The 14,700-nt window shown below is 56.3% G+C and carries 18 protein-coding genes and 1 pseudogene; 8 read left to right on the top strand and 11 right to left on the bottom strand.

What is annotated here, in order from left to right; translation table 11 throughout:
- The 5 genes from merB to merT all read right to left on the bottom strand — a co-directional run.
- Positions 1–512, bottom strand: a 512-nt coding sequence (gene merB, locus AXW11_RS20645) for an organomercurial lyase MerB (protein ID WP_286792675.1), incomplete at its 3' end; no start/stop codon positions are given.
- Positions 513–525: 13 nt separating this feature from the next.
- Complete coding sequence (gene merA, locus AXW11_RS20640; RefSeq protein ID WP_008175602.1) at positions 526–1,929, bottom strand: mercury(II) reductase; 1,404 nt, start codon at positions 1,927–1,929, stop codon at positions 526–528.
- A gap of 5 nt (positions 1,930–1,934) precedes the next feature.
- Positions 1,935–2,174 (bottom strand): mercury resistance system transport protein MerF, encoded by a 240-nt coding sequence (merF, locus tag AXW11_RS20635; protein WP_008175600.1) that lies wholly within the window; start codon positions 2,172–2,174, stop codon positions 1,935–1,937.
- A 2-nt stretch (positions 2,175–2,176) separates the two neighbouring features.
- Positions 2,177–2,473 carry a mercury resistance system periplasmic binding protein MerP gene (merP, locus tag AXW11_RS20630; RefSeq protein WP_008175598.1) on the bottom strand — a complete coding sequence of 99 codons (297 nt, stop codon included), beginning with the start codon at positions 2,471–2,473 and terminating at the stop codon, positions 2,177–2,179.
- 13 nt (positions 2,474–2,486) lie between these two features.
- Positions 2,487–2,837 (bottom strand): mercuric ion transporter MerT, encoded by a 351-nt coding sequence (gene merT / locus AXW11_RS20625; protein ID WP_008175596.1) that lies wholly within the window; start codon positions 2,835–2,837, stop codon positions 2,487–2,489.
- 74 nt (positions 2,838–2,911) lie between these two features.
- Here merT and AXW11_RS20620 point away from each other — a divergent pair, with 74 nt between their 5' ends.
- Positions 2,912–3,337 carry a MerR family transcriptional regulator gene (locus AXW11_RS20620; RefSeq protein WP_008175593.1) on the top strand — a complete coding sequence of 142 codons (426 nt, stop codon included), beginning with the start codon at positions 2,912–2,914 and terminating at the stop codon, positions 3,335–3,337.
- A 291-nt stretch (positions 3,338–3,628) separates the two neighbouring features.
- Here the strand turns inward: AXW11_RS20620 and AXW11_RS20615 are convergent, their stop codons facing one another.
- Positions 3,629–3,880: a methyl-accepting chemotaxis protein gene (locus tag AXW11_RS20615; protein WP_069184683.1), complete on the bottom strand. Its 252-nt coding sequence runs from the start codon at positions 3,878–3,880 to the stop codon at positions 3,629–3,631.
- Between the two features lie 745 nt (positions 3,881–4,625).
- Here AXW11_RS20615 and AXW11_RS20610 point away from each other — a divergent pair.
- The 6 genes from AXW11_RS20610 (at position 4,626) to sorU (ending at position 11,052) form a co-directional block, all read left to right on the top strand.
- Positions 4,626–5,618, top strand: coding sequence for a YeiH family protein (locus AXW11_RS20610; RefSeq protein ID WP_069184684.1), 993 nt, complete (start codon positions 4,626–4,628; stop codon positions 5,616–5,618).
- Between the two features lie 746 nt (positions 5,619–6,364).
- Complete coding sequence (locus tag AXW11_RS20605) at positions 6,365–7,822, top strand: cytochrome D1 domain-containing protein (RefSeq protein ID WP_205632675.1); 1,458 nt, start codon at positions 6,365–6,367, stop codon at positions 7,820–7,822.
- 82 nt (positions 7,823–7,904) lie between these two features.
- Entirely contained in the window at positions 7,905–8,489 is a 585-nt protein-coding gene (locus AXW11_RS20600; RefSeq protein ID WP_141697240.1) for an RNA polymerase sigma factor, read from the top strand.
- Entirely contained in the window at positions 8,482–9,327 is an 846-nt protein-coding gene (locus AXW11_RS20595) for an anti-sigma factor family protein (protein WP_069184688.1), read from the top strand. Before AXW11_RS20600 ends, AXW11_RS20595 begins: the two co-directional genes overlap by 8 nt.
- Before the next feature lie 114 nt (positions 9,328–9,441).
- On the top strand, positions 9,442–10,671 hold the full coding sequence (sorT, locus tag AXW11_RS20590) for a SorT family sulfite dehydrogenase catalytic subunit (protein WP_083231865.1): 1,230 nt from the start codon (positions 9,442–9,444) through the stop codon (positions 10,669–10,671).
- A 66-nt stretch (positions 10,672–10,737) separates the two neighbouring features.
- Complete coding sequence (gene sorU / locus AXW11_RS20585) at positions 10,738–11,052, top strand: SorU family sulfite dehydrogenase c-type cytochrome subunit (RefSeq protein ID WP_069184689.1); 315 nt, start codon at positions 10,738–10,740, stop codon at positions 11,050–11,052.
- A gap of 55 nt (positions 11,053–11,107) precedes the next feature.
- Here sorU and AXW11_RS20580 read toward each other — a convergent pair whose 3' ends face one another.
- The 4 genes from AXW11_RS20580 to AXW11_RS20565 form a co-directional block, all read right to left on the bottom strand.
- On the bottom strand, positions 11,108–11,485 hold the full coding sequence (locus AXW11_RS20580) for a multicopper oxidase domain-containing protein (protein WP_069184690.1): 378 nt from the start codon (positions 11,483–11,485) through the stop codon (positions 11,108–11,110).
- Positions 11,486–12,106: 621 nt separating this feature from the next.
- Positions 12,107–12,553: a hypothetical protein gene (locus AXW11_RS20575; RefSeq protein WP_091643275.1), complete on the bottom strand. Its 447-nt coding sequence runs from the start codon at positions 12,551–12,553 to the stop codon at positions 12,107–12,109.
- A gap of 328 nt (positions 12,554–12,881) precedes the next feature.
- Positions 12,882–13,235 (bottom strand): antitoxin Xre/MbcA/ParS toxin-binding domain-containing protein, encoded by a 354-nt coding sequence (locus tag AXW11_RS20570; RefSeq protein ID WP_177190639.1) that lies wholly within the window; start codon positions 13,233–13,235, stop codon positions 12,882–12,884.
- 7 nt (positions 13,236–13,242) lie between these two features.
- Positions 13,243–13,707, bottom strand: a complete 465-nt coding sequence (locus tag AXW11_RS20565; protein ID WP_091643270.1) for an MCP four helix bundle domain-containing protein — start codon at positions 13,705–13,707, stop codon at positions 13,243–13,245.
- Positions 13,708–13,797: 90 nt separating this feature from the next.
- Here AXW11_RS20565 and AXW11_RS20560 point away from each other — a divergent pair, with 90 nt between their 5' ends.
- Positions 13,798–14,079, top strand: a complete 282-nt coding sequence (locus tag AXW11_RS20560) for a helix-turn-helix domain-containing protein (protein ID WP_091643267.1) — start codon at positions 13,798–13,800, stop codon at positions 14,077–14,079.
- A 314-nt stretch (positions 14,080–14,393) separates the two neighbouring features.
- On the opposite strand, the pseudogene AXW11_RS20555 reads toward AXW11_RS20560, so the two are convergent.
- Positions 14,394–14,700, bottom strand: a pseudogene (locus tag AXW11_RS20555) (ATP-dependent helicase HrpB); the annotation flags it as partial.

Raw genomic sequence — 14,700 nt, 5'->3', positions numbered from 1 at the left:
CCGGCCTGTCGAGAGGCAAAGAAAAGGACATCGCAACAAAACGCACTTCGAATGTCTCCCGATGCGGCCACCGACACTAAAGAGACGACCGCGTCCTCCGGCTCAAGCGAAACCACTCTCTGTGGCGTAATCGTCATGTTGATCGGGTTGTTCGTCTGCGGGCAACGCGATTGCACCTGCGCCCGTTCGCCAATAACGGTTGGAAACATCAAGGCATCCAGTGCACACCAGGTGTAAAGGGGCCGATCGTTGATGACAAATGCATGCGGGGTTTCTCGCAGTGTGATGCCGGAGCCGATCAGCCGTCCCTGGCCGTCGTACTCGATGGTCCCGCAGGGCAGTTTTTCCAGCACCAACTCTGCCTCATCAGTCGTCCAGTTGAGCGACTTCGCGAGCCGCTCAACAGTGACCGGTTGTCCCAGGGCAAGCTCGCGCAACAGCGTCACATGAAGCGCGGCTTCCCTTTCGCCGGTCAGACCCAGCCGTTCCACGATCTCATCCATGTTATACATTGGCGGCACCGTCTTATCCCGCACAGCACGACAATTGCTTCACGTCCTTGGTGAAGGTTTGGGCACAGAGCTTGAGCCCCTCCACCATGGTCAGGTACGGGAACAGCTCATCGGCAATGTCGTTCACGGTCATACGCGCACGCAGCGCCATGACGGCCGTCTGGATCAGCTCACCGGCTTCGCCCGCGACGGACTGGACACCCAGCAATCGTCCGCTGCCACGCTCAGCGACCATCTTGATGAAGCCCCCGGTATCGAAGTTAACCAGGGCCCGGGGCACGTTATCGAGGGTCAGGGTGCGGCTGTCGGTGTCGTATCCCTGAGCCTGGGCCTCCGCCTCGGACAGACCGACGGTGGCCACTTGTGGATCGGTAAAGATCACCTCGGGCATGGCGCTGAGGTCGAGGCTGGCGTCACCGCCGGTCATGTTAATGGCGGCCCGACTACCACCGGCGGCAGCCACGTAGACGAACTGGGGTTGATCGGTGCAGTCCCCGGCTGCATAAATGCCGGACGCGGTCGTTTGCAGGTGGTTGTCGATCCGGATCGCGCCGCGCTCGGTAGCCACGCCGACGGCCTCCAGGTTCAGGTTCTCGGTATTGGGTGTGCGGCCACTGGCCACCAGCAGTTGCTCCGCCTCCAGGGTGCCGGCGTTGGTTTGGAGGGTGAACACCCGGCCATTGTGGGTAATCTCACTGGCCTGGGTCTGCTTGAGCACCTCGATGCCCTCGCGACGGAAGGCCGCTTCCACGGCTTCACCCACCGCCGGGTCTTCCTGAGACAGCACCCGGCTGCGGGCCAGAATGGTGACCCGACTGCCAAGGCGGGCAAAGGCCTGAGCCAGCTCGATGGCCACCACCGAGGCACCAATCACAACGAGGCGCTCGGGAATGTGATCCAGCTCCAGCGCACTGGTGGACGTGAGATAGGGCGTCTCGGATAGCCCCGGAACAGGCGGTTCGGCGGGCCGGGCACCGGTGCCGATAAAGGCCCGGTCGAAGTGCACCGTCTGCTCGCCGCCGTCGTTGAGCGTAACCGTCAGTGTGCGCTCGTCCACGAACCGCGCCTCGCCCTTGAGGACGGTAATCGCGGCATTGTCATTGAGAATGCTCTGGTACTTGGACTCGCGCAGCTCCTCCACCCGGGCCTGTTGCTGAGCCAGAAGGGCTGAACGATCCACCACCGGTGCCTGGGCACTCAGTCCGTCGTCAAACGGGCTTTCCCGGCGAAGGTGGGCGATATGCGCCGACCGGATCATGATTTTGGACGGTACGCAACCAATGTTGACGCAGGTTCCGCCGATGGTGCCGCGCTCAATCAGCGTCACCCGGGCACCGCGCTCCGTCGCTTTCAGGGCCGCAGCCATGGCACTGCCACCGCTGCCAATCACCGCAATGTGCAGGTTGTTGTCACTCATAAACGTTACTCCTTGGTTGAAGGGCTGTCGCAGCAGGCGTCGTGTTTCTTTTTACGCCAGACGGCATAGCAGGTCAGGCCAATAAAAAAGACCAGTGCGGGCAAAAGCACGTAGTCGAGATAGCCGGTGAGGGCTGCCAGGCCTAAGGTTCCCAGCAAAACCACCAGTATTGGGGTAAAGCAGCACAGGGCGACCAGCACCGTGCCGATGACGCTCACCCGCAACAGGGTTTTGGGGTTTGCCATGGTTACTCCTGTTTTGCCTGAGATTGTTTCAGCGTGGACGGATAGCCGGCGTTGGTGGTGGCTTGCGTCAGTGCCTCAACGGTCGTTTTCTCGTCGTCGAAGGTGACCGTCGCATCGCGTTCTTCATAACGAACATCCACAGAGGTCACGCCCTCCACCCGGTTGAGAGCGGCCTTGACGGTGATCGGGCAGGCCGAACAGGTCATGCCAGGGACTGACAGGGTGACGGTTTGTGGTGCTGCCAGGGCCGGCAGGCTAACGAACAGGAATAACGCTGTGGCGATCAGTGATTTTTTCATGGTGCTATGCCTCTCAGTAAAATAGGGGTAAAACATAAGGGAACGCCAGCGCAGTCAGAATGAGCAGCGCGACAATCCAGAAAACAACCTTGTAGGTTGTGCGTACTTGCGGCACCGCGCAAACATCGCCCGGCTGGCAATCCTGTGCAGGCCGGTATATCCGGCGCCAGGCAAACACCATGGCCACCAGTGCCGCACCGATGAACCAGGGCCGATAGGGTTCCAGGGCGGCCAGATTGCCGATCCAGGCGCCTGAAACTCCTAACGCGATTAAAACCAGGGGACCAAGACAGCAGGCGGATGCCAGGACGGCGGCAACGCCCCCTGCGATCAGCGAACCGCGACCGGATTTGGGCTCAGACATTACGTTGGCTCCTTTCATGAGATGGATGACTGAGATAAGGTTACTCCCGTAGTCAGCTACGGAATCAACCCCCTATGTCCAAGAAACCACGTTCAATGACCATTGGCGCCCTGGCCAAGGCCGCCAATATTGGAGTGGAAACCATCCGCTATTACCAGCGCCGGGGACTGGTGGCAGAGCCTGACAAACCCTATGGAAGCATCCGCCATTACGACGATCAGGCGTTGGCGCGTCTTCAGTTCATTCGAACGGCCCAATGGTTGGGCTTCAGCCTGGATGAAATCGGAGGACTGCTAACACTGCAAGACGGCACCCATTGCGATGAAGCACGGGTACTGGGCGGACAGAAGCTCGCCAAGGTGCGTGAGAAAATTTCAAGTCTGCGGCGTATCGAGCGAACGCTGGAGGGGCTGGTGCAGGCATGTTGCACTGAGCAGGGTGACGTGAAGTGCCCGCTCATTACGTCTCTTTATAAGGGCGTAGAGGAAAACACGTCGTGAGCTTATCTACGAGAGCCAACTTCTCTGCCGGGGTCGGTTATGGCAACCAGCAAGGGGGCCGATCCGGTCGGCATCATACGTCGCCGCTTATCCCCGAGCCTACGCCAAATCTAAACGTTCGCTTTGCGACCAGGGCTTACTCTAGACCCAGCTAAACAAAAGCGAACATTAAAGATAGACGAATACGCAACAATCATTGGTATCGCTGGAGGAAGTTTTGCTCTCGTCAATCAGAACGTATATTCAAAAGCGGCTCCAGACCTTGAACTTTCCTGCATGGTTCTTGAGATCTCAGCGAAAACCTTTAAATGAATTGCGGATGCCGTCGACAATGTTTGTTGTCGCCTCGACTACTCCATGGATCTCGGCTTCAGCAGTCAATGCCAATTCTTCAGTAGATCTCTGATTGCGCTGGGCCGGGGTTCGAACCTCATCGGCAATGACGGAAAAGCCTCGGCGCTGCTCGCCAGCGCGGAGTGCTTCGATGGAGGCATTAAGGACAAGAAGGTTTGTCTGCTCGGCTATGATCGGACTCCACCCCATTCAATGACACTCGGTGGAAAGTGCAACGACGTTTATAGCTCCATCATAAGACACATCGTTTGTCCTCAAGGAACCACTTAACGCGTCTGGATAATACACCTCTGAAACTTTGATGGCCCAACGCGCTACTTCAAGAGTTCGAACGAGGCTCTCGCGGGTCTGATTAAAACGCGGCAGGGATTCCGGCACGAGCTGCTAGCGATTTCTTGCTTGCTGGCCAACCGTCGCAACATAAAGTCCTTAACCGTTACTCAATGCAGAACGTGTGTCCCAGACCCGCAGAAAGTCTCGATCAAAAACTCGGCCCTGATGTCCAGGCTGAACCAGCCCCAGAAGTTGCTGTTTAGCGCTCCAGAACCAGTGCAACCACGATGCCGGCCAGTAAATCGCCTCGGATGTTGGAAAGCCAGTCGGCTTTGAGTTTGTTAACCATAGTTGAGTTTCCAGTGCACTCGTCAAAACAGGAAGGGTGTCAGCGGGTTCTCTTTATCAACGAAAAGGCAGGTTACGAACACAACTTGCGGTGACAACGAGAGTAAAACGCGGGAAAACGGGTCGGAATTGCCCACCGACAGCGGGCGCGGAGCTTATCAAACTACAGGTTAAAAGGTAAGGCGCACGAGACAATAGCAGCGGATTAAACACCACTAATCTACATATTCGATTTATATCTCCTTTTTTATTCATTTTACAGATAACAATTTAAGGCATAACGTAATTCCATTAGATAATAAAGGAAAGCGTTATGTACAAAGGTCTTGGGTTATGTGTTCTATTCACCATCGGTGGTTTTTTGCTCACCGCGCTGACAGGCGACCGCGTCAGCCCGCTGGTGTTTGCTCTGGTGCTGGGGGTCATCGTCGGGAATCTTCCCATGCCATGGAAAAGCCAATCCGTTGAGGCCGGACTGAAATTTTCGACCCGCTGGCTGTTGCGCACAGGCATTGTGCTGTTCGGATTTTCCGTCACCATGCAGCAGGTCTTTGCGTTGGGGCCGCGCATTGTGGTTCTGGATCTGTTGGTCATTGTCACTGTTTTGTTTGTTGGCTACCAACTGGGCACCCGCTGGTTCAAGCTGGACCCGGAGACTGCCCTGCTGACCAGTGCGGGAAGCGCCATATGCGGGGCGGCGGCCATTCTGGCAACGGAAGCCACGATTCGGGCGCGGCCTGCCACTACGTCCATGGCAGTGGCAACGGTTGTATTGTTCGGTAGCCTGGCCATGGTGGTGGAGCCCGTGTTGTTTTCGATGATCGGCTGGGATCAGGGCCTGTATGGCATTTACATCGGTGCCACCGTGCACGAGGTCGCTCAAGTGGTTGCGGCCGGCAATGCAATTGGCCCAGAGGCGCTGGCGAACGCGGTTGTCGTCAAGCTGGTACGCGTGATGCTGTTGGTACCGTTCCTGCTGCTGGTGGGCAGATGGTGGCTCAATCGCCACGCAACCAGACAGGATGGCACCCAATCCGTCGGTAAACTGACCGTTCCCTGGTTCGCGTTCGGTTTTGTGGCGGTGGCGCTGTTTAACAGCGTTGTCACGCTGCCGGAAGCCTTGCACGAAAGCCTGACGCTGACGGGCCAGATCGCACTTACCATGGCTATGGCAGCGCTGGGTTATGAAACGCGCATGTCGAAGCTTCGCGCCCTGGGGATCAAGCCTTTTGCTCTGGCACTGATGTTGTTTGTACTGCTGATCGGTGGCGGGCTTGCGGTGACTCCGATGATTGCACTGGCCTGAAATGCTGGACGCAATCGCCCGGGGTGGGTATTACGACGCTCTGTTAAAAAATCGCTCAAGCCGGGTTGTCAGAAACTGAATGGTGTGGCCGCTGTGTCGCCAGAAATGCCAATACAGCGGAACACTCAGGGCCTGATTTTCTGCAATCATGCCGTAACCCACTCCGGCCAGTGCAAACTGGACAAATCCCTGCGAGGACGGGCACAGGTGATAGCGAAAACCGCCGTGATACCCAAAGCTGTCCATGAACCGATGCTGTAACTGGTCGTTTGGGCCGTAAACGATGGCGGGTGCGCGGCTCAGCGAGTCCAGGCTGATACCGTCTGCGAAGAAGTGGTCCCGAAACTCCGGCGAAGGCCCACGTCCTGATCCTCAATCACCAGATCCATCAGCACATCTTCCTGACTGAACCTAATGTAAATGATTCAACAGTTTCTGGCCCGTCGGGGTTGGCCGTTGTAGCCTTTTTCAATGTGATTCGTGGCAGCCTGGTGGCTTTTTTGCAGGTGCCAGCACTGCGTCCGTGATTTGGTTCGGTGCCATGATGGCTGCCATCGCACTGCATCTTGCCCGTAACGGTCTGCAGGGGCCCATGATCTGAACAGGTTCCAAACCTACGTCGGGAATAAATTCCGGCCCGGCAACGCCCTTGGCCCCTGAGTTCTTATCCGACCGGCTCGATCTTGGCATCGCGTTGCCACAGCATGGAGGCGGTCGGCTTTCATTCAGCGTTCGGGGCTTTCAGCATGCATCCAACCATCGGCCAATACGTTCTATCCTTCATCGCTGTTGCCGGAACGGCAATCGGTATCAGCTTGTCTGCCAATGCGGCTGAATCCACCCGCTTCGAGCGCGGGGCCAAGGTTTACAGCCAGCAGTGTGCGGCCTGCCATCAGGCACAGGGCCAGGGCATACCGGGCTCGTTTCCGCCCCAGAAAAACCACACCGCTGAACTGTACAACGCCACCGACGGCATTGGTGGCCGCCAGTATCTTGGCCACGTGCTGCAATACGGTTTGACGGGGTCCATCGAAGTGGGGGGCACGGCGTACAACGGCAACATGCCCGCCTGGGGCGGTGCCCTCACGAACCAGCAGATCGCGGATGTGCTGAACTACGTGTTGACAGCCTTTGGTAACGAGCAGCGTCTTGCGGGAGAGTTTCAGCCCTACACCGCTGAGGAGATCAAGGCGATTGCGGGCCAGAACCTGTCCGGCAAGGACGTGTACCAGTTGCGACAGGCGGTGCTGGGTCAGTCAGTAGCGCCATCCCGGGAAGGTCCAACCGCCCGGTCGGCCCCAGAGCTGAGCCTGGAGAACGCCATCCGCGATCCGCTTTATGTGGCCGTCCAGAACAGCGGTATTGTAAGAGCCTTACCGTCAAAACAGGCCTGGCCTGGCGTGGCAGGGGCGCACTACGATGCTCTGAGCCCGGATGGCTCTCGCCTGATGGTGTCTGGTTTTAAAACCGGTAATGTCTATGTTCTGGATACGGCCAATGGCGACGTCATGGCCAGTGTGGCGATAGGCGAGGTGGCCCAGGGCGTCAAGATCTCACCGGATGGCCGCTATGGCCTTGCGGTTGCGCCGACCCAGGGCGACGTTGCAGTGATCGACATGAACACCCTCGAACTGGTGAAGAAAATTCCGGTGGGCAAGGTACCCCACAATCTCATCTACAGCGCCGACGGCAAATTTGCCTACGTCACTTTGCAGGGCGAAGGCGCTCTGGCAGTCGTGAACATGCAAACCCTGGAAAAACAGCATCAGATTCCGACGCCGGGGCTTGAGACGCCTCACAACGTTGACATCAGCGCCAACGGCCAACGGCTGTGGCTGCGCGACTTTACGGGCAACGTGGGCGTGATGGACCTGGCCAGTGAAACCATGCTGAAAACCTTCAAGGTGGGCAGTGGGCATGGCGGCATCGACGTGGTGCCCGGCGGGAAATACATCGCGACCGGGGCGATTTCCGCGTCCGCCGTGACCCTGATCGACCCCGAAAGCCTGGAAATTGTCAAGAACGTCGATGTGGGCGTCGGCCCCCATGGCGTTCGCGCCAGCCGTGACGGCCGGTTCATATACGCCTCTGTCACGGCGGATAACCAGATTGCCGTGATTGACAGCCAATCCTTGAAGGTCGTTCGCCGGCAACCCGTGGACGGCAAGTTCCCGTTCTGGATTGCGGTTCCCGGCAACCCGTAAAAAAATGTGGCGACAGGGAATAAACTGAACACAGGCGACGTCTTTGGTTAACAAGTCCACCGATTCCAAACGGGCACACAAAATGCGCAGCACCGGAAGCAAGCAGCAGTTTGACACCCTAGTACGCCCCTGGCGTTACCGGCTGTACGGTGTTGCGCAACGCCAGTCCGCCTCGACTGAAATAGCGGAAGACTATACTCAGGAAACCCTGCTTCGGGCCTGGCGGGATTTTGGCCAGTTGGACGACCAGGTAGCAATCTATGCCTGGCTGCTCAGAATTCTCAACCGTGTGGTTGCCGATGGCTACCGCCGGGACAATCGGCGGCGGCAACTGGCCCCGGTACTCACAACCGAAGACGCCGTGCTGAGCGAACACCCCTGCGCCGCTCCCGGCCCGTTCGAGCAGGCACTGAAACATCAGACCGATGCGCAGGTGATGGCCGCCGTTCGCGACCTGCCGGACAACTTCCGGCAGGTGGTTCTGTTGAGGGACTTTGAAGATCTGAGCTATCAGGACATTGCGCAGATTCTGGACCTGGCGCCAGGCACGGTGATGAGCCGCCTGTCACGAGGCCGTCGCCTGCTGGCCGAGCGATTGATCAAGGTGGCATCCGACAATCCGGCTGCCAGTGACAACACGCACACAAGGGTGACCCCCCATGAGTGATAAGCCCTCTATCACCCCCTCTTCGGAATCCCATCAGTGGTCTGACCTGCACCACCAGATTCAGGACTGGCTAGCGGGCTATGCCGATGGCGAGCTGGATGAGCATCACATCACTCTGGTTGAAGCTCACCTTGCTGGCTGTGAGGCCTGCCGACACGATGCCGAACGCCAGCGGATGCTTTCTGAACGACTACAAGAGATACCCGCGCCCAGATTGTCCCCCGCATTTGCCAAGCGCCTCGACGATACCCTTGCCAGCGTCCAGACCAGCGACAGGCGCCCGGTCGGTCAGAAGCCTCTGGAAGGCCTGAAACACTGGTTGACCCGCCTGAGCCCATCGGCTGTCATCGGAGGCGGCGGCTGGGCGGTGGCCATGGTGCTGGCGGCGATGCTTCTGGTACCCAGCCTGACGCCCGAAGATCCCAATCAGATGGCGGTGGCCAGTCAGATTCCCATGGTCAACGACGTGCTGGCCGATTATCAGCGGGTGGTGGGCAACGATCTGCGCACGCCGTCTGACGACGCCGACCTGTCGCCGCCCATGCAGTGGGCCAATGGCCGCGTTCTGGCCCGTTGGACAACCAGAGTAGGTGGCGAGCCCGCCGAGGCCTACGCCGTGCGGCTGGGCAACAGCCTGATCGTTCAGTACCAAATATCGGAGCGCGTGTTTTTCCGGAATCCGGACGTGCGACAGGCCGTGGCCCGTGCCGGTGATTTTCGAACCCGTGACAACGAGCTGGAAGTTATTGGGTTGCCGATGCGGGCATCGGGCTTACTGGTTGTGGCGCCATCGGGCAATGTGCCACCCATCGACAAGTCAGCGATGAGTGCTTCCTGAACCGACCTCGGTGGTTATTTTCTAATCAATCCCTACACTTAACTCATGCATTCGCAATCAGCCCAACAACAAAACCGGAACCAGTCCGGAGTGATCAACAATGAGGGAAATACCATGTCGATCAATGATTCGCCCGCCATTGCCTCCCAGTCTCCGGCAGAGTCAATCCAAATGAGCCGTCGGCGCCTTTTATTGGGCTCCGCCGGTGCCATGGCGTCCGTCAGTCTGCTGGGGCTCAGCCCGCTGGCCAAAGCCGCAGAGCCCAAAACGCTGCCGGACTACGTTCGCTGGAAAAACGCCAATGACGTCATCGTTCACAGTGCCAACACCATCGAAACCGAACGGGGAGCGATTGGCAGTGGTGTGGTCACTGACAGTGACAAATTGTACGTGCGCAACAATCTGCCAGCCCCGAATGCCGATATCGTTGCTGACCGCGATGCCTGGAAAGTGACTTTTGAAGGCGTGAATGGCCCCCAGTCCCTGACCCTTGGCGACCTTAAAAAAATCGGCGTGGAAACTGTGACCACGGTGCTTCAGTGTTCAGGAAACGGGCGGGCCTACTATCAGCACGGGCCGGGGGGCACCCAGTGGGGCACAGGTGCGGCCGGTTGCCTGATCTGGACCGGTGTGCCATTACGGGAGGTTGTCGCAAAACTGGGCGGCGTGAAACCCGGGATGAATTACATCACCAGCACGGGCGGCGAGAGCCTGCCTGCCGGGCTGGACCCGAAAACCATTATGGTGGAACGGTCCATTCCCCTGAAGGCTCTGGATCAGGCCCTGCTGGCCTGGGACATGAATGATGAGCCCATGCCCCTGGCCCACGGCGGCCCTTTGCGCATGGTTGTGCCCGGCTATTTCGGGGTCAACAACGTGAAATACGTGGATCGGGTGGCGTTCACCGAGGGCCAGTCGGACGCCAAGATTCAGGCCTCCGGCTATCGCATTCGTCCCATTGGCGAGAAAGGAGCACCCGATCAGCCGTCCATGTGGGAGATGCCGGTCAAATCCTGGGTTACCGCCCCCCTGACCACCGCCAGCCAGGGCAAAAACCTGGTGTACGGCGTTGCCTTCGGCGGCATGAATGCTGTCAGCAAGGTGGAGGTGTCAGCCGACGGTGGCGAAACCTGGAAGACCGCCCGCTTCCTTGGGCCCGACATGGGGCGTTATGCCTGGCGGCCGTTTGTGGTGTCGATGGATCTGAGCGCCGGCGATCACCGGATTGTCAGCCGCGCAACCGACACCGAGGGCAATACCCAGCCGCCCACACGCACGGAAAACGAGCGCGGATACGGCAACACCAGTTGGAAAGACCATGGCGTGACCGTCACCGTTTCATAAATGCATGAACCTTGTGGCGGTTCGCCCGCCGGGCCGCCCGTTTCTTTGACCGAACCAGGATTTTCCATGTCACTACGTACACTGTTATTCGCTGTACTTGTCTCTGCGTCTGCCACCGTGATGGCGGATGAACAACTCGAACTGGGCAAGAAGGTGTTCACCGAGCAGGCTCAACCCTCCTGCACCATCTGTCACGCACTGAACGATGCAGGATCGGTTGGCGAAATTGGCCCCAATCTGGACGAGCTCAAACCCTCTGCGGAGCAGGTCCGCAATGCGGTAAAGAGTGGCGTGGGGATCATGCCAGCGTTCGGTGATTCGCTGTCGGAGCAACAGATCGAGGCCGTTGCTCACTACGTTGAATCCGTAACCGGGAAATAAACGCAGGAGGGACCGCCGTGCCGGTCCCGGAGTTCACCCAACCCTGCTGAGTTGCCTAGACCTTGTGCACCTCGTAATAGCGCATCATGCCATTGTCCTCGTGCTCCATATTGTGACAATGGTAAGGATAGAGTCCCGGGAAGTCGGTGAAGGTCAGCGCAATCCGGACCCTCTCTCCGGGCAGCACCAGCACGGTGTCGTGCAGCCCTGAATCCACGATGCCGGCCGCCAACTGCCCGGCAGCTAGTGCATCGGCGTAGCGTCGGCTTAGCACCCTGAACTGCAATCCACGGACATGCATGGGATTCGGTATCATGGTGTTGTTGAAGAACTCACAAACCTCGCTTTCGCCCAACAAAACAACTTCGCCATCGGCCACCGTCGCACCTTCAAACTGACGACCTTTGATGGTAAAGCCTTGCATCAATTTCATGCCAAGCCGGAACAATCGGGGGGGCTGTGATCGTGTCCGGGCGTGGCAGGTCGGCCAGTTCATTGCTCAGCCGTTCAGGGTGTGTGGATATTTACCCCATGTCAAAGCCTAAGTTTGGGATTTGACATTTCCTTGATAAATCCTTCAACAAACCTTGACCCACCATCCAGTCTGGACTTCCCCCACTAAACACGACAACCCCGAGCCTCAAACGGAGGCAAATTGGGCGGCATTGAAGGCCATTCCGAATGTTCGCTTTGCGACCATAGGGAAATTTATGGCGTCAATTTCCACCGCGCTATAACGGCATAATCAGTTCGCTGATCCATTGTTTAACTGTTGTGACCTGCTCCCGTTTGGGATCAATTCTTTGACTCCAGTGACCGAGCTTCGGAGGATTTCATGGTGGACGGGGATTAGCCGTTGGGCAAAGGCTTAAACCTCCATGCCAGCCCTTTAGTTCTGTTTAATAGTGAAGTTTACTAATTTAGTAGGAACGATTACTAAAATGTACTAAGTCAAAACGAAATACCAGGAACCGCAAGTTTTCTATGTGAAAACAGCGAGCATTCGCTTTTAAATTTTGACAGGATAGAGCGGCGGGAATTTGCACAGACATGTTTATTCTTCATATCTGACTTTGTATCTCCTAAAAGAGAGCTCGGGTTTGTAGTTACCGACCACTCTCACTGTTGTTTGGATCGGAAGTTGCTTATCGCCTGCTTTGTATTGAAGATCAGCAACGCATGGGGACCAAGCAACTTCAAGGAGATCGAGAGCCTCTAAAGCCACTTGTTGGAATCCCCCGGGGGCAGCGAGCATGATTTCACCAGTGATTCGATTGCGCCGAGCGCGTGTGATAACCCCGGATCCTATCGAAACCATCTCCTCATCGTTAATCAATTTTTTCAAGGCATGCTCAACAGCTTCGCAACTCCCCATTGCGGAAAAATCTGCAGGTGTGAAAACTGTTCTCTCAGAGAGACAGATGTTATTCAGAATTTTCTTGCTCAGGGGATCCTTTTCATCAGACATTTGGCACTCAATGTTGGCGGGTTTGAAGTTCAACTATGGTTTCCTCAGAGGTCTTAAAGTTTTGGCGAACGCGCTGGTGGCGCGGAGTAATATTTAAAGTATCCGCAGTAACGGGATAGACCCCCCCAAATAGCGTGTTCCGATATCATCTAAAGGAGACTCAGCGGATGGTTACTATTTTGAGGTAACAAAACATATCGTACCGCTGAGCGGGGCCCGAAGCTGCGGGACTGATTAACGATCTTCGGCGAAAGTGAGAGGTTTGCAGACAATTTGACAAATCTTTGACCCATGGAATCAAACCTTAATCGATCAAAGGGCGCTCGGGGCCTGATCAATGGTTGCCACAGCGCCAATGATTTCAAGGGAAGGAGCCGCGATCTAACCGACCAATCACTAAGCGTAAGGCTTCAATGTCTTCGAGTGACTGCAGCATCTGGTTTGGCGACTTCCAGCCCAGAGCGCGAATTGGGCTCCTCATCCACCGATCTCGTGCTGCCTCATCCCCTTCAAAAAGATCCAAGGCTTGCATATGAATCTGAGCTACGAGCCCATCGAGATCGTGTCCTCTACCGCCTTGCTCGCCTGAATTAAGTATGATGCTACCATCCTCGACGGTAACTTGAATCAGCTGTCCGTCTTTCAAACCAGAGTCAGTGAGAACCCTTAGAGGCAATGCAATGAAAACCTCATTCTCAAATACGCGGATTTTCATGATCCTTCTAGATGGCATCGGCCTCTAGCTCCGGGCATGCATGCAATTCTTCAGAAAAAAGAACTTGGCGGTATGTAGTATCGTTGCCTTCTGAAGGGCCGCGAGTATCGTAAATCAAGTCGTTCTCGAACTGATAAATATAGTTCATCCGCAGCAGATCGTTGGAATCTGACAGTGCCACAAGCTTCAAAAGGCGCTGCATTCTCCAGCTTCCAGTTTGGTTGACCCTGGGAGGTGTAACTGCCATCACCTTGGTAATACAAAACAGCTCGTCATTCTCTTTGATTAAGGCGACCAGGTCGGAAGGTCTCGTGTATAAGTAGAAACGGTATCCCGTTCCGCCTTTTCGAAAGTAAGCAGTGCTGACAAAGAACCAAACATCACTGTGAGCAAGTTCAACGCTAGGCCAGAACTGTTCATCAGAAAAAGGGCGTCCCAAGAGTTCTTCAGTGTTAGCCTGACTCATAAACATGGTTGGTACTCCACCCCAAAATGCAAACTATAGCGTGTAGTGTTATAGCACGCAATTCGGTCTCATGGCCCCTTTCCTTAGGGGGTCAATATGGAACTACAGCAGGCTTTCGGGATAGCGCTTAGACGACAGAGAAAAGCGAAGGGTCTCTCTCAAGAAGCATTCACAACTGTCAGTAGTCGGACCTACATGAGCGAACTTGAACGAGGTCTCAAGTGCCCAACGCTCGACAAAATTGAAGAACTTGCTTCGACTATGGGCATCCATCCAGTGACACTATTGGTTGAGTGTTTCAAGCTCAGAGATGAAACAGACACGAAGAAAATTTTTGACAGGGTTTCGCAAGAGCTAGCCAGTCTCAAAGATAGCTAGCACGCGATAGTGAATCTGTCTGGGTTTGGCCTGATGCAGGTCTCACCGGAGCAGTCGCATTTTCCCCAATTCTGCCAGAGCGCAATATGGAGTCGGCTCAACCTGTCGACATTCCTACAGCACCATTAAATTAATACAGGGGTGTACAAAGGGCACTACGAATATCAGGCGGACTCGTTCCAAATCACCAGTGAATCTTGCGTCTAAATGTTCGCTTTTCTCTATTCGGCAAGTAAACGTCGCGACACTCCAACGGGTAGATTGGCAATTATCTAAATTTGACACAATTACCCTTATTTTGGCGCAATCAACAATTCGTGAAACTCATCGAAAATCACAACGGCGTAGTCTTCCAGCGCCGGATCATTCTGGATCAACCGCGTGAGAATACCTTCGGTGACCACTTCTATCACCGTGGCAGACGTCACCTGCGTATCAAGCCGTGTGCGATAACCAACGGTCTGGCCCGGCTTCTCCCCCATCTGCCCGGCCATGTACCTTGCCGCCGACCGGGCTGCCAAACGTCTCGGCTCCAACATCAGGATTTTCCGGCCCTCACGCCAGTCAGCATCCATCAGGGCCAGTGGCACCCTGGTGGTTTTACCGGCGCCCGGTGGGGCC

This window comes from Marinobacter sp. Hex_13 (genome assembly GCF_001566815.1).
In the GTDB taxonomy this organism is placed as follows: domain Bacteria; phylum Pseudomonadota; class Gammaproteobacteria; order Pseudomonadales; family Oleiphilaceae; genus Marinobacter; species Marinobacter salarius.
Note: the sequence above shows the minus strand (reverse complement) of the source record. Positions and strands in the feature narration are given on the sequence as shown.